The sequence below is a fragment of the Actinoplanes hulinensis genome (assembly GCF_019429605.1).
GTDB lineage: Bacteria > Actinomycetota > Actinomycetes > Mycobacteriales > Micromonosporaceae > Actinoplanes > Actinoplanes campanulatus.
The window spans coordinates 522,541-535,711 of the sequence record NZ_JAHXZI010000002.1 but is presented as its reverse complement, the minus strand read 5'-3'; the positions used below and the strand labels follow the sequence as shown (position 1 = coordinate 535,711).

The 13,171-nt window shown below is 73.1% G+C and carries 14 protein-coding genes; 7 read left to right on the top strand and 7 right to left on the bottom strand.

What is annotated here, in order from left to right:
• Positions 1 to 16: 16 nt before the first annotated feature.
• From KZ829_RS06175 to KZ829_RS06165, 3 genes are all read right to left on the bottom strand, one after another.
• The gene (locus KZ829_RS06175; RefSeq protein ID WP_220142835.1) at positions 17 to 625 is read right to left on the bottom strand and encodes an alpha/beta hydrolase family protein; all 609 of its coding nucleotides are present in this window, start codon (positions 623 to 625) and stop codon (positions 17 to 19) included.
• 13 nt (positions 626 to 638) lie between these two features.
• Positions 639 to 1,034, bottom strand: a complete 396-nt coding sequence (locus KZ829_RS06170) for a WhiB family transcriptional regulator (RefSeq protein WP_183216962.1) — start codon at positions 1,032 to 1,034, stop codon at positions 639 to 641.
• 192 nt (positions 1,035 to 1,226) lie between these two features.
• Positions 1,227 to 1,904: an SOS response-associated peptidase gene (locus KZ829_RS06165; protein ID WP_220142834.1), complete on the bottom strand. Its 678-nt coding sequence runs from the start codon at positions 1,902 to 1,904 to the stop codon at positions 1,227 to 1,229.
• A gap of 176 nt (positions 1,905 to 2,080) precedes the next feature.
• On the opposite strand from KZ829_RS06165, the gene aroA reads away from it, so the two are divergent.
• The 6 genes from aroA to KZ829_RS06135 all read left to right on the top strand — a co-directional run bounded on the left by aroA (position 2,081) and on the right by KZ829_RS06135 (position 7,638).
• Positions 2,081 to 3,424: a 3-phosphoshikimate 1-carboxyvinyltransferase gene (gene aroA / locus KZ829_RS06160; protein ID WP_220142833.1), complete on the top strand. Its 1,344-nt coding sequence runs from the start codon at positions 2,081 to 2,083 to the stop codon at positions 3,422 to 3,424.
• A 2-nt stretch (positions 3,425 to 3,426) separates the two neighbouring features.
• Positions 3,427 to 4,488, top strand: coding sequence for a ribosome small subunit-dependent GTPase A (rsgA, locus tag KZ829_RS06155; protein WP_220142905.1), 1,062 nt, complete (start codon positions 3,427 to 3,429; stop codon positions 4,486 to 4,488).
• 58 nt (positions 4,489 to 4,546) lie between these two features.
• Positions 4,547 to 5,347 (top strand): histidinol-phosphatase, encoded by an 801-nt coding sequence (gene hisN, locus KZ829_RS06150; protein WP_220142832.1) that lies wholly within the window; start codon positions 4,547 to 4,549, stop codon positions 5,345 to 5,347.
• A 143-nt stretch (positions 5,348 to 5,490) separates the two neighbouring features.
• Entirely contained in the window at positions 5,491 to 6,207 is a 717-nt protein-coding gene (locus KZ829_RS06145; RefSeq protein WP_246635082.1) for an ATP-binding protein, read from the top strand.
• A 29-nt stretch (positions 6,208 to 6,236) separates the two neighbouring features.
• A complete protein-coding gene (locus tag KZ829_RS06140) occupies positions 6,237 to 6,794 on the top strand; it encodes a DUF5709 domain-containing protein (RefSeq protein WP_220142830.1) in 558 nt (185 codons plus the stop codon).
• A gap of 85 nt (positions 6,795 to 6,879) precedes the next feature.
• The gene (locus tag KZ829_RS06135; RefSeq protein WP_220142829.1) at positions 6,880 to 7,638 is read left to right on the top strand and encodes a carbohydrate-binding protein; all 759 of its coding nucleotides are present in this window, start codon (positions 6,880 to 6,882) and stop codon (positions 7,636 to 7,638) included.
• A 1-nt stretch (position 7,639) separates the two neighbouring features.
• Here the strand turns inward: KZ829_RS06135 and KZ829_RS06130 are convergent, their stop codons facing one another.
• On the bottom strand, positions 7,640 to 7,882 hold the full coding sequence (locus tag KZ829_RS06130; protein WP_372453839.1) for a hypothetical protein: 243 nt from the start codon (positions 7,880 to 7,882) through the stop codon (positions 7,640 to 7,642).
• Between the two features lie 78 nt (positions 7,883 to 7,960).
• On the opposite strand from KZ829_RS06130, the gene malQ reads away from it, so the two are divergent.
• Positions 7,961 to 9,970, top strand: a complete 2,010-nt coding sequence (gene malQ / locus KZ829_RS06125) for a 4-alpha-glucanotransferase (RefSeq protein WP_220142828.1) — start codon at positions 7,961 to 7,963, stop codon at positions 9,968 to 9,970.
• Here malQ and KZ829_RS06120 read toward each other — a convergent pair.
• The 3 genes from KZ829_RS06120 to KZ829_RS06110 form a co-directional block, all read right to left on the bottom strand.
• A complete protein-coding gene (locus KZ829_RS06120) occupies positions 9,925 to 10,263 on the bottom strand; it encodes a hypothetical protein (protein WP_220142827.1) in 339 nt (112 codons plus the stop codon). The genes malQ and KZ829_RS06120 overlap by 46 nt on opposite strands.
• 63 nt (positions 10,264 to 10,326) lie before the next feature.
• Positions 10,327 to 11,592: a DUF1501 domain-containing protein gene (locus KZ829_RS06115; RefSeq protein ID WP_308285358.1), complete on the bottom strand. Its 1,266-nt coding sequence runs from the start codon at positions 11,590 to 11,592 to the stop codon at positions 10,327 to 10,329.
• 4 nt (positions 11,593 to 11,596) lie between these two features.
• A complete protein-coding gene (locus tag KZ829_RS06110) occupies positions 11,597 to 13,147 on the bottom strand; it encodes a DUF1800 domain-containing protein (protein WP_308285357.1) in 1,551 nt (516 codons plus the stop codon).
• Positions 13,148 to 13,171: the final 24 nt, after the last annotated feature.

Sequence of the window (13,171 nt, the reverse complement as noted above, 5' to 3'; positions counted from 1 at the left end):
CCTCACATTCCCGATCTCAGCGCGCCCAGGAATGGCGACGGAGCCATTCGATCGCGATCACCACCGAGTCGGAGAGGCCTTTGCGTAGATCGTGCACGGCGCCCGGCCGAACGGCCACCTCGACCGTGCCGGCCGGCTCCGGCACCCCGAACGGGTCCCGGTCACCGTTGATCACCAGTGCCGGCAGATCGGTGGGCAACTCCCCCGCCCGGCTCTTCTCCGGCTTGCCCGGCGGATGCAGCGGGAAGGCCAGGGCGAGCACCCCCGCGGCGCGGAGGGTGGTCGCGGTCCGGCACGCGACGCGCGCTCCGCTGGAGCGCCCGCCCACGATCAACGGCATCCCCGGTACGTCGATCGCGCGCACCACCTCGGTCCAGGCCTCGTCGAGGTGCCCGGCCGGCGCGGGCGCACGACGGCCCGCCACCCGGTACGGCTGCGTGACCAGGGCGACCCGGACCCCGGCGGCCACCGCGGCGTCGCACACCGCCACCAGGTCCGGCGCGTCGACCCCGCCACCGGCCCCGTGACCGAGGACGAGGAGGGACAGCGCCGGACCGGAGGGGTCGCTGACGGCCACGACCGCGGGGCCGCGCGGCGTTTCGATTTCAAGATCCGAACGGGACACGAGTCCCGTTGTATCAGCGACTGACCGGAATCAGGTTGAGAAGACGGCGATCCTCGGCGTCCGGCGAGTCGTCGATCTCCTCACCGTCGGCCTGGATCCGCTCCCGCCAGGCCACCAGCATGGCCCGGCGCTCCCGTGGCGTGGTGCCGCCCCAGACGCCGTGGCAGTCGCCGACCTGGAGCGCCCAGGCCAGGCATGGGCCCTGCACCTCGCACGTGCCGCACAGGGCGACGGCGCCACCGGACGGCTCGTTGGGTGCCGGAAAGAACGTCTCGGGATCCACGCTGCGGCAGGCGCCCCGTGTGCGCCAGGCCTCGTCGGTACGTCGTTGCGCGATCGCCTCGAGCAGCCGCGGGTCGCGTCGCGCGATGGCTACCTCGTGCGGACGCGGCATGCGTGCTCGTGTCATCAGCCCACCTCCCCCGTGGGACCGGAACTGCTTGTGGCGGCCGGGCCGCACCTTACGGTCCGGCACCACTCCGGCGCTGGTTTGTACCGCAGGGTACAAGATCAGAACAAGGGGTTGATCTATCTTGAAACAAAGTTGGCCAACGAGAATGGCCACATAAACCGACAAAGACCTTCGTTGATCTTCACTTGTTCAAAAAAGCGTTACCTGCGGATCGGCTTCGATCAACTCCGGTCCGTTGTTGCGCACATTGCCGACCGTCGGTCCCACCGGACGGATCTCGATGGCATCCAGTTCCCGTACGGAGAGCGGGCGCAGCAACCGCTCCGGCTCGCCACCGCCGGCCAGCCAGTCCGCCCACCGCTCGGGCGGCAGGACGAGCGGCATCCGGTCGTGCACCCGGGTCAGGCCGCCGACCGCCGCGGTGGTGACCACGCTGCACGTGAGCACCGACTCCGGGCCCCAGGCCGACCAGAGACCGGCGAAGGCGAGCGGCGACCCGTCCGCCGGCGTCATGTAGAACGCCTGCTTCTCCTTGCCGTCGCGGACCCACTCGAACCAGCCGTCGGCCGGGACCAGGCAGCGCCGCTTGGCGAACGACGGGGCGAACGATCGCAGCTCGGCGACCGTCTCGGCGCGCGCGTTGATCATGCGGGCGCCGACCTTCAGGTCCTTCGCCCAGTGCGGCACGAGACCCCAGCGGGCGGTGTCCAGTACCCGGCCCTCGTGCTCCTTCGACATCCGGATCAGCGGGACCGGATCGGTGGGTGCGACGTTCCAGCTCGCGCGCAACGGCTCGGCCACATCCACGGCCTCGAACAGCCTGGTGAGGTCCGCGTTGCTCCGGGTGGTCGCGTATCGCCCGCACATGGGCAGCACGGTACGCCGGTTTCGAACACTCGTCCGCCCCGCCACACGTCCGGCCGGCCCTCAGGGCTGTCCCAGGGCCCACGAAACAGCCCTGAGGGCCGGCCGCAGAGATCCGGCCGGCTGTGGGGGCCGGTTCGGCGTCGCTGAAACGGCCCCCACGCCCAGCCGGGTGACGCATGTCCCGGGAGGCGGGAAGGCGGCCCGGAACCGTCGTACGGCGGCGGCAGAATGGCGGCGTGACTGCAGAACCCCGTCCCTGGCTCGCCCCGACCGCCACCGGCCCGGTCACCACGACCGTGCGGCTGCCCGGCTCCAAGTCGATGACCGCCCGTGCCCTGATCCTCGCCGCGCTGGCCGACGGCCCCTCGGTGATCGAGGCGCCACTGCGGGCCCGTGACACCGTGCTGATGGCGTCCGGCCTGCGTGCGCTCGGTGTCGAGGTGGACACCTCGGCCGACGACCGGTGGACCGTGACCCCCGGCCCCCTGCGCGGCCCGGCCCGGGTGGACGTGGGGTTGGCCGGCACCATCACCCGGTTCCTGCCGCCGGCCGCCGCGCTGGCCGAGGGCGTGGTCGAGTTCGACGGCGACCCGCACATGCGCAAGCGGCCGCTGCGCCCGATCGTCGCGGCGCTGCGCTCGCTCGGCGTGACGGTGGGCGCCTCACCGATCGACGGCCTGCCGCTGACCGTGCACGGCACCGGCGTGGTGGAGGGCGGCGAGGCGGTGATCGACGCCTCGGCGTCCAGCCAGTTCGTCTCCGGCCTGCTGCTCTCCGCGGCCCGGTTCGCCAAGGGGCTGACCCTGCGGCACGAGGGCCCGCCGGTGCCGTCCGCGCCGCACCTGCGGATGACGGCGCACATGCTGCGGGCCGCCGGCGCGGTGATCGACGACAGCGTGGCCGACGTGTGGAGGGTCGAGCCCGGCCCGCTGCACGGTCGCACGTGGGTCATCGAGCCCGACCTGTCCGGGGCGGCGCCGTTCTTCGCGGCGGCCGCGGTCACCGGCGGCGCCGTCACGCTGGCCGGCTGGCCGGCCGACAGCTGGCAGCCGGTCGACCAGGCCATCGGGATCTTCCGGGCGCTGGGCGCCGAGGTCACCCGGTCCGCCGAGGGGCTGACCGTGCGGGGCACCGGCACGCTGCGCGGCATCACCGCCGACCTCTCCGAGGTGGGCGAGCTGACCCCGGTGGTGGCGGCGCTGGCCGCGCTCGCCGAGGGGCCGTCCGAGCTGCGCGGGGTGGAGCACATCCGGGGCCACGAGACCGACCGGATCACCGCGCTCGCCACCGAGCTGAGTAGGGTGGGCGCCGAGGTGACCGAGTTCCGCGACGGGCTGCGCATCGCCCCGGGGGCGCCGCGCGGGGCCACCTTCGAGACGTACGCGGACCATCGGATGGCGCACGCCGCGGCCGTGATCGGGCTCGCCGTGCCGGGCGTCCACCTGACCGACGTAGGTTGTACGTCGAAGACGTTGCCCGAGTTCCCGGAACTCTGGGCGGGACTCGTGGCGAGGAGCTAGATCTGCCAGCGCGTAAACGGGAGTACGACGAGGACGACGTCCGGATCCGGCCGGGTAAGTCGTCCCGTCCGCGTACCCGGACGCGCCCGAAGCACGACGACGCGGTCGACGCCCTGGTCATCACCGTCGACCGGGGGCGGTACGGCTGCGTCCGTGAGGAGGGCGGCGGCACCGAGGTGATCACCGCGATGCGGGCCCGCGAGCTGGGCCGCAAGTCGGTGGTGGTGGGCGACCGGGTGGCCCTGGTCGGGGACGTCTCGGGGGCGCCCGGCGCGCTGGCCCGGATCGTCCGGATCAGCGAGCGCTCCTCGGTGCTCCGCCGGACGGCGGACGACGACGACACCACCCCCGAGGGCCGGCTGGAGCGGGTCGTGGTGGCCAACGCGGACCAGTTGGTGATCGTCAGCGCGCTGTCCGACCCGCCGCCGCGGACCGGGTTCATCGACCGTTGCCTGGTGGCGGCGTACGACGCGGACGTGGAACCGCTGCTCTGCCTCACCAAGGCCGACCTGGCCGGGCCGGAGGGCGTGCTCGGCTACTACGCCGAACTGGACCTGCCGCACGTGCTGGTCCGGCCCGGCAGCGACCTGGACGAGCTGCGCGCCCGGCTGGCCGGTCGCATCTCGGTGCTGGTCGGCCACTCCGGCGTGGGCAAGTCGACGCTGGTCAACCGCCTGGTGCCGGACGCGTTGCGGGCGGTCGGCGCGGTCAGCGCGATCGGCAAGGGGCGGCACACCTCGACCAGCGCGGTGGCGCTGCGCCTGCCCGCGGTCGGCCGTTCCCGCCGGGACCCGGGCTGGATCGTCGACACTCCCGGGATCCGCAGTTTCGGGCTGGCGCACGTGAGCGCGGAGAGCCTGCTGCACGGGTTCCCGGACCTGGTCGAGGGCACGCTCGATGATCAGCCGAACTGCGGGCACACGGCCGCCGAGGTGGACTGCCGGCTGGACGCCTGGGTGGCCGAGGGGAAGGCCGACGGGCGCCGCCTGGCGTCGTACCGTCGCCTGCTGGCCTCGCGCGCCGGCGAGGGTGACGTGCGCGACCAGCCCGTGGAGGAGATCTGATCTTGGAAAGCGGGAAACCCGGCACGCTGGCCGGCGTCGGATGGGCTAGCTTTTCGGCATGGCCGGATATGCCGACGATCTTGCGCTTGCCCACGTCCTCGCCGACTCGGCCGACACCATCTCGATGGCCCGGTTCCGCGCGCTCGACCTGAGGGTGGAGTCGAAACCGGATCTCACCCCGGTGTCCGACGCGGACACCGCCGTGGAGAAGGCGATCCGCTCCACGCTGGCCCGGGCGCGCCCACGGGACGGGGTGCTGGGCGAGGAGTTCGGCCGGTCGGCCGCGGCCGCCGGACCGGGCAGCCGGTACTGGGTGATCGACCCGATCGACGGGACGAAGAACTTCGTCCGCGGCGTACCGATCTGGGCCACCCTGATCGCGCTGATGGAGGGTGACACCCCGGTCGTCGGCCTGGTGTCCGCGCCGGCTCTGGGCCGGCGCTGGTGGGCCGGTCGCGGCCTGGGCGCCTTCGCCGGGAAGAACCAGCACTCGGCGACCCGGATCAGCGTCTCCTCGGTGCGCCGGATGACCGACGCCAGTTTCTGCTATGCGAGCCTGAACGGCTGGGCCGACATCGGCCGCCTGGACCAGCTGATGGACATCCTGCTCGGGGTGTGGCGCAGCCGCGCCTACGGTGACTTCTACGGCTACATGCTGCTGGCCGAGGGCGCGCTGGACGCGATGGCCGAGCCGGAGCTGTCGCTCTGGGACATGGCGGCGCTCATCCCGATCGTGACCGAGGCGGGCGGCCGGATCACCGACCTGGACGGGCGGCCGACCGCCGACAAGAGTTCGGTGATCGGTACGAACGGGCTGCTGCACGAGAGCGTGCTGACCGCGCTGGCCCGCCGGAGCTGATCCGCTCTTTCCGGCATACACGTCCCAGGCCGGGGTACCACCTAGGACATGCCCGTCGTAGCGCCCTTTGCGGCTAACCGCGGCACCGCATCCTCACGCGCCGAAATGCGAGGACGGGACGTGCTATGCACAATGGAGCGATCATGTCGAGCGAGATTCGTCACCGGGTGGACAGTGATCTTGGCTACCCGCTGGTCCGGATCACCGGAGTGCTCGACGACGACACCGCCGCTCCGATCCGCGCGGCGTTACTCGCCGTGCTCGCCACCCAGCCCGAGGCACTCGTGGTCGATGTGGCGGACCTGCGGGTGTCCCGAGCCGCCGCGGTGGGTGTGCTGCGCGAGATCCGCGAGGAGACCCGGGACTGGCCGGGCAGCCACCTGATGCTCTGCGATCCGGCCGACGCACCGGCCTGGCGTGCCACCGGATGGCCGGTCTGGCCCGATCCGGCCGGCGCCTTCGCGGCCCTGGGCCCGCCGACCGTCGATCACCGGGCCGGCCTGGACCTGGATCCGGTGGCGGGCGCGGCCCGGTCCGCCCGCGAGATGATCACCGAGGCGTGCGGGCGCTGGGAGCGGCCCGGCCTGGCCGGCAACGCCTGCATCGTGGCGACCGAGATGGTCAACAACGTGGTGGCACACGCCGGTACGCCGATGCGGGTCCTGCTGGCGCTGCACGGCACGACGATGAGCGTGGCGGTGCGCGACGGCTCCCCCGTGCCGCCGCGCTTCACCGGGCCGGTGCCGGTCACCTCGTACGGTGGTCGTGGCCTGCTGCTGATCGACTCGGTCTCGGCCCGCTGGGGTCATCTGGCGCTGGCCGACGGGAAGGTCGTCTGGGCTTGCCTCGAAGGGGCATGAGCCGCCGTGGGCGTGGGTAGTCATCGTGCATGCGAGACAACGACTACCCGACCGAGGTCATCGATCCGGAGGCCTCCGGACTGCCGGACACCGCCGATGACGATTCGACCGCGTACGACGAGGTGAACAGCCCGCGGTGGAGCGACGGCCAGGACCCGGCCGCGCTCGCCGGCACCGGACCGGGTGGGTCGAACCGGTTCGGCGACACCGCCGAGGAACAGCGCCGGGGCGAGTCGCTGGACCGTCGGCTGCGCCAGGAGGAGCCGGACTTCGGGGCCGAGCCGGCCAACCCGCCGCGCCGTGACCCGCTGCACGAGACGCTCGACGATCCGGAGCGGCGTGACCTGGACCGGGACGTGTGGGGCCAGGGCCCGACGTCGGATCCGCGGTCACCGATCTCGCTCTACGACGACGGCCAGCTGGACGACGACGATCCGCGCCGGGTGGGCCGCCTGGTCGCGCCGGACAGTGGCTCCGGCTGGGACGACGAGGCGGAGAGCATCGCCTACGACGCGGGCGCCGCCGGTGGCGGCGCGAGCGCGGAGGAACTGGCGATGCACGAGACCCGTGGGCCGGACTACGACTAGATCGTAAATTTCTCGGCGAAACCCTTGCTGTTAGCGCTCCCAGGTCCGCAGAGTGCACTCTGCTGATCTGAGCGGGGGTTGTTCGATGTTGAGCGGGAGCCTGCGGCGCGCGCTGGCCGCGGCCGTGGTGATCGTCTCCGGGGCGGCGGTGACGGGGACGCCTGCCGCAGCCATGGCCGACACGGTGAACCGCGTGGTGCTCCGCGACGATTTCTCCGGCGAACGCGGCGACGCCCCCGACGGCGGCCGCTGGGACACCGGCGGCGGCCACCGATCCTCCCCCTGGCTGGACGGTGACGGGAACCTCCTGCTCGGCTCGGCGCTGCGCACCCGGAAGACCTTCGGGCAGGCGTCCGGGCGGGCCGAGGCGCGGATCCTGGTGAACCGGGAGGACGGCGCACGGCGGCCCCTCGGGGTGCTCGGCGCCGACGGGCGGGCGCCGGCCGGCCAGGTCGAGGTGCTCGGCTCGGACCGGGTGGACGGCGACGACTTCCACACGTACGCCGTCGACTGGACCCCGGCCACGCTGACCTGGTCACTGGACGGCCGCGAGGTGTTCCGGCTCACCCTGGAGAAGGACAGCCGGCCGTACACCTTCGTGCTGAACCCGGCGTCCGGCGACGGATACCGCTCCTCCGGCATGGTGGTCGACGCGGTCACCGTCACGGCCCGGGTCACCACCCCGATCGCGTCGAAATCCGCGCCGGTGTGGCGGGCGTTCACCGCCTACCGGACCGGGGATCTGGTCTCCCAGCGGAACGTCGTCTACCGGGTGCGCGAGCCGCACACATCCCTGCCCGGCTGGGATCCGAACCTGGTGCCGGCGCTGTTCCAGAGGGTCTGACTCAGCGGCGCCTGCGGTTACGGGAGATCAGCAGGACCACGATGAGGATGATCCCCACCACGGACAGGCAGCAGAGCGCTCCGAGGAAGCCCAGGCCACCGCGCCGGCCGCGGCGGGCCGCCTCGATCACCATCTCGCCGGTGCCGGTCGACGCCCAGGCCGCCGCCGGGACCAGCAACGCCATCGTCACGCCGGCCAATGTCGCGGTGAACCACTTCCTGATCACTGAGGTCATGTCAGCCATGTGCCCCATGCTGACCGATGTACGCAACGAGTGAGGGATCGTGTACGGAGTGGTGGTTGCGACCGAAGGGGACGGACGATGGACGCGAATCTGGTGGCGCTGGCCGAGGCACACGGGGTGGCCACGTGGTACGAGAACTGGCGGCGCAAACGCACCGAGGTGGCCGCCGAGTCGCTGATCGGCGTGCTCGGCATGCTGGGCGTCGACGCGGGCACACCGGCGGCGGTCCGTTCGTCGCTGGCCGCGGCCCGGCGCCGGGACACCGCTGACCGGCTGCCCGGCACGATCGTGCTGCGCGAGGGCGCCGGGCGGGCGCTGCCCGGGCCGGCCGAGATCCGGCTGGAGGACGGTGGCGTCCGGACGGTGGACCGGCGGCTGCCCGGTGACCTGCCGCTGGGCTGGCACCGGCTGCGCTGCGGCGGCCAGGAGGTCACCCTCGTGGTGGTGCCCACCCGGCTGCCCGAGCCGCCGGACACCTGGGGCTGGATGGTGCAGCTCTACACGCTCCACTCGGCCGGCTCGTGGGGCATGGGCGACCTCGGTGACCTGCGCGACTTCGTGGCCGGGTCGGCCGGCGCCGGGCTGGTGGTGCTGAACCCGCTGCACGCGGTCACGCCGACCCGGCCGGTGCCGGCGTCGCCGTACTCGCCGTCGAGCCGGCGCTTCGCCAACCCGCTCTATCTGCGGGTGGCCGACACCGCCGAGTACCAGCGGGCCGATCCGGCGCTGCGGGCCCGGGTGGACGCGCTGCGGCCCGCGCCACCGGCGGACGGTCTGATCGACTACGACGCCGTGCTGGCCGCCAAGTTCGCGGCGCTGGACCTGCTCTGGCCGCTGGCCGGGCCGGTCGACCTGGACCGGGATCCGGGGCTCACCGATTTCGCCCGGTTCTGCGCGCTGGCCGAGGAGCACGGGCCGGACTGGCGGGAGTGGCCGGAGGAGCTGCGCCGCCCCGACGCGCCGGCGGTGCTGGCGTACCGCGGTGACCGGATCGCCTTCCACGTCTGGTTGCAGGCTCTGCTGGAGGAGCAGTTCGACACGGCCGGGGAGGCGGCCCGGGACCACGGCATGCCGGTCGGCATCGTGCACGACCTCGCGGTGGCGGTCGAGCCGGGCGGCGCCGACGGGTGGCTGCTCCAGGACGTGCTGGCCATGGAGGCCCGGACCGGGGCGCCGCCGGACGCGTTCAACCAGCTCGGCCAGGAGTGGGGCGGGGTGGCGTGGCGGCCGGACCGGCTGGTCGAGACCGGGTACGCGGCCTACCGGGACATGCTGCGGCGGATCTTCCGGCACGCGGGCGGGCTGCGGGTCGACCACGTGGCGGGGCTCTGGCGGCTGTGGTGGGTGCCGTCCGGACTCGGGGCGGCCAAGGGGACGTACGTGCACTACGACCCGGAGGCGATGCTGGGGATCCTGGCGCTGGAGGCGTACCGGGCCGGGGCCGTGGTGATCGGCGAGGACCTCGGGACGGTCATGCCGGTGGTCACCGAGGGGCTGGAGCGGACCAACATGCTGGGCTCGGCGGTGCTCTGGTTCACCCGGGACGAGGTGGGCGGCTACCGTCCTTCGGCCGGATATCCGCGTAACGCGCTGGCCAGTGTCTCCACCCACGATCTGCCGACCGCGTCCGGCTTCCTGGCCGGCGAGCAGGTCGAGGTACGCGCCGCGCTGGGCCAGCTGACCGGTCCGGTCGAGCGGGAGCGTGCGGCCTGGCGCGAGGACCGGGGGCAGCTGCTGGACCGGCTGCGCGCCGAGGGCCTGTTGAACGGGGCCGAGCCGCCGGCCGAGGAGGTGGTGGCGGTCATGCACGAGTTCCTCGCCCGTACGCCCTGCCGTTTCGTCGTCGCCTCGCTGCACGACGTCCTGATGGAGCGCCGCCAGCCGAATCTGCCGGGCACCTTCGACGAGTACCCGAACTGGCGCATCCCGCTGGGCCGGGATCTGGCCGGCGTGGTCGCCGATCCGCTGTTCCGCAGGGTGGCCGGGATCCTCGGCGCCCGGAAGCGGCCGCTGCCGGGGAGGCATCCGGCGGCCGGGACCGCTCAGGTCGCCAGCGGCTCCGGCGGCGGGTCGTCGTCGAGCGCGTAGAGCATCGGGTGCAGCGGCAGGTAGGTGCGCTCCCGCCGGCAGCAGGCCGGTGGGACAAGAGAGGAGCGGTGCTCCGGGTGTTCCCGGCAGTGCCGCAGCGCCCGGATGACGGCGTCGTCGTGGTGCCGGCCACCGCCGTACTCGCCGCAGCCCGAGCAGTCCCACCGCCAGAACGGCGCGCCCTCGGCCGCGGCGTGGCGGCGGATCCGCAGCGGCGGCCCGGCCGGAGACCGGTCCGCGGCGGGCGGCCGCCGCTGCGCGCCGATGATCTCGGCAAGCAGGTTGCTCAACATGCGATCAGTGTGGAACGCACCTGATGGGGCTTATAGAGGTTTTGCCGAACATCGTCGGGTTCGTCACCTTGCGGTGACGATCCCCAGGCCCGCGGCGGCGACGCCGGGGAACACGCCGCCCAGGTCGGCCACCCCGCACCGGGAGCGCAGGATCTCGCCGATCACCGCGCGGTAGTCGGTGGTCACCGCCAGGTCGCCGTCACGCAGCTGGGCCTCGGTCAACCCGGGCCACCGGCCGTACACCTTGCCGCCCTTGACGTTGCCGCCGAGCACGAACATGGCGTTGCCGTAGCCGTGGTCCAGGCCGCCCGAGCCGTTCTGCGCCACGCGGCGCCCGAACTCGCTGATCGTGATCACGGTGACCCGGCGCAGGTGCTCCGGGCCCAGGTCGGCGGCGAACGCGGCGAGCGCGGTGGCGAACGCCTCGAGCTGGTCGTACATCCGTTTGCCGGGCGCCGCGACGCCGAGGTTCTCGTGCATGTCCCAGTCGCCGGAGTCGACCGTCGCGGTCCGCAGCCCGCTGTTGGTCTTGACCAGCCGGGCCACGTCGCGCAGCGCGTTGCCGAGGTCGCTGGCCGGGTAGACCGCGCCGTTGGCCGGCGTGTACGCCTTGGCCCGCAGTTTCGCGACCTGTTGCAGGCCGCCGGTCAACTGCCCGGCGGCGCCCCGGAGCTCGGTGGGCGCGCCCTCGAACAGCCTGGCCATGGTGGCGGCGATCGGCCGGTCGGCCTGTTCCCCGGTGAGCACCATCCGGTCGATCGCGGTCACCCCGACGTACGGCGCCGGCCCGCCCAGCACCCGGGCCGGCATGGCGGTTCCCATCGCGACCGCCTGGAACGGGTCGCCGGAGCCGACCGTGCCGAGCATCCGGTTCAGCCAGCCGGTCCGCAGCGAGGTGCCGGGGGCCGCCCGCTCCAGCTCCTCCATGGCGGAGAAATGGGACCGGTTCGGCGCCGGCTGGCCGACCGCGTGCACCGCGGCGAGCTGCTTGCCGGTCCAGTACGGCAGCAACGGCGCCAGCCCCGGGTTCAGCCCGAAGAACGCGTCGCCACCGATCAGCCGCGCCTTCGGCACCCCGATGGTCGGCCGGGCGGCGTAGTAGGCGGGGTCGCCGGCCGGCACCACGGCGGACAGCCCGTCGAAACCGCCCCGCAGCGAGATCAGGACCAGCACGTCACCGGCGTACGCCGGGTCGGCCGCGAACGCCAGGCCGGTGTCGACGGTGGCCCCGGCCACTCCGGCGGCCACCGCGGCGCCGGCCGCCAGCAGCCGCCGCCGGGAGAGCACGGCCTGCCGGTTGTCCTCGCATCCACACACGGAAGTCGTCACAGGCTCACCTCAACGCGAAGGACGGGGAGTTGAGCAGCATCCCCATCAGGTACGGGTACATCCAGCCGGCCGCCGGGTCGTTCGCCTTGAGCGGCGACGCCGGCGTCTTTCCGTAGAATTCGGCCAGCGCCGCGATCTGCTTCGCGGTGGGTGCGATTCCACACAGGCGGACCGCGGTCTTCTCGATCAGCGCGCCGTAGGTCGCCGGCAGCGCGCCCACCGTCCCGGTGAGCAGTGACGCGGGCCGGACCAGCGTCTCCGGCCACCAGCCGGCCGCGATCGACAGGTGGAAGTTCCACCGCACCAGCAGCCCGGACGGCGAGGCCCAGGCGGCGGCCACGTCCGGGTAACCGTTCGGCAACCCCCAGGCCAGTGGCGCCTGACCGGCGTCGCGCGCCATCCCGTAGAGGCTCTCCAGGAACTTGGTGCCGCCGGCGGCCGGGCCGTAGCCGAGGATGCGCACGGTCGCCGCCAGATCCTCGTACGGTGTCCGGGTCTTGGCCCCGATCGACGCCGCGAACTCGGCGGACCCGAACAGCGCCCGCAGCACCGGGACGATCGCCGACCGGTTGTCGAGGTAGACCTTGACCAACGTGGTGATCAGCGAGGCGGGCGGCTCGTCGGCGACGAAACGGACGCACAGCTTGGTGACGATCCGGCGGGCGGTCGACGGGTGCAGCGCCAGGTGGTCGAGCAGGGCCAGCGCGGCCGCCTCGCCCCCGGCCGCGGTGGTGTTGGCGTGCTGGAAGCCGAGCACCCGGACGGCCCCGGTCCCGTGCTCGGCGGCGTCGTACCGGTACCGGCCGGTGACCCGGTCCACGGTCAGGCCGGTGAGCATCCGGGCGGCGTTCTTCACGTCGGTCTCGGTGTACGCCGGCCCCACGGTGTGCAGTTCCAGCAGCTCCCGCCCGTAGTTCTCGTTGGGCGCGGCACGGGTGGAGTAGCGGTTGTCCAGGTAGGTGAGCATCGCCGGGTGCCGGGCCGACGCCTTGAGCAGGTCGGAGAACCTCCCGAGGGCGTGCTTCCGGATCATCGTGTCGTAGTCGGTCCGGCTGTCCCAGACGTCACCGGACGGGCAGGTCACGTTGAGGTGGTTGCTCCAGAAGTCGGTCATCACCTCGAGCAGCTGCCGCTCGCTCCAGAGGGCCCGGGTCAGGGCCGCGTAGCCGAGCTGCCACATCGGCTCCCAGCTGTACTGCTTGAGGGAGCCGGCGGCGACCCGGGCACGGATCTCGTCGATGCCCAGCCGCGCCAGCGGCAGACGGGCGAGCACGCCGTCGGCCACCGGGTCGGCGATCGAGGACGGGGCGAGCTGCCGGTCCAGCCACGCCTTGGCGCCCAGCCGCCGGATCTCGGCGATCGAGGACGGGCTAGGCCCGAAGGTGGCCCGGCGCAGCAGGTGCAGCAGCGGGTCGGCGGGCAGGAACGCGGCCGGGGCCGCCGCGGCGACGGCGGCGACGGCAGCCGTGCCGGTGGGCAGGGCGGCCGCGGCGCCGGCCGCGGCCATCCCACCCACCACGCCGCGACGGCTCAACGTCTGCTCGGAGATGCTCACAGGTCAGTGGTCGGTTGTTTCCGA

Excerpts from the sequence above, each read along its gene's own strand:
- KZ829_RS06170 (WP_183216962.1), bottom strand. The coding sequence starts at position 1,034 with ATGACACGAGCACGCATGCCGCGTCCGCACGAGGTAGCCATCGCGCGA.
- KZ829_RS06165 (WP_220142834.1), bottom strand. The coding sequence starts at position 1,904 with ATGTGCGGGCGATACGCGACCACCCGGAGCAACGCGGACCTCACCAGG.
- aroA (WP_220142833.1), top strand. The coding sequence starts at position 2,081 with ATGTCCCGGGAGGCGGGAAGGCGGCCCGGAACCGTCGTACGGCGGCGG.
- hisN (WP_220142832.1), top strand. The coding sequence starts at position 4,547 with ATGGCCGGATATGCCGACGATCTTGCGCTTGCCCACGTCCTCGCCGAC.
- KZ829_RS06145 (WP_246635082.1), top strand. The coding sequence starts at position 5,491 with ATGTCGAGCGAGATTCGTCACCGGGTGGACAGTGATCTTGGCTACCCG.
- KZ829_RS06140 (WP_220142830.1), top strand. The coding sequence starts at position 6,237 with ATGCGAGACAACGACTACCCGACCGAGGTCATCGATCCGGAGGCCTCC.
- KZ829_RS06135 (WP_220142829.1), top strand. The coding sequence starts at position 6,880 with ATGTTGAGCGGGAGCCTGCGGCGCGCGCTGGCCGCGGCCGTGGTGATC.
- KZ829_RS06130 (WP_372453839.1), bottom strand. The coding sequence starts at position 7,882 with ATGGCTGACATGACCTCAGTGATCAGGAAGTGGTTCACCGCGACATTG.
- malQ (WP_220142828.1), top strand. The coding sequence starts at position 7,961 with ATGGACGCGAATCTGGTGGCGCTGGCCGAGGCACACGGGGTGGCCACG.
- KZ829_RS06120 (WP_220142827.1), bottom strand. The coding sequence starts at position 10,263 with ATGTTGAGCAACCTGCTTGCCGAGATCATCGGCGCGCAGCGGCGGCCG.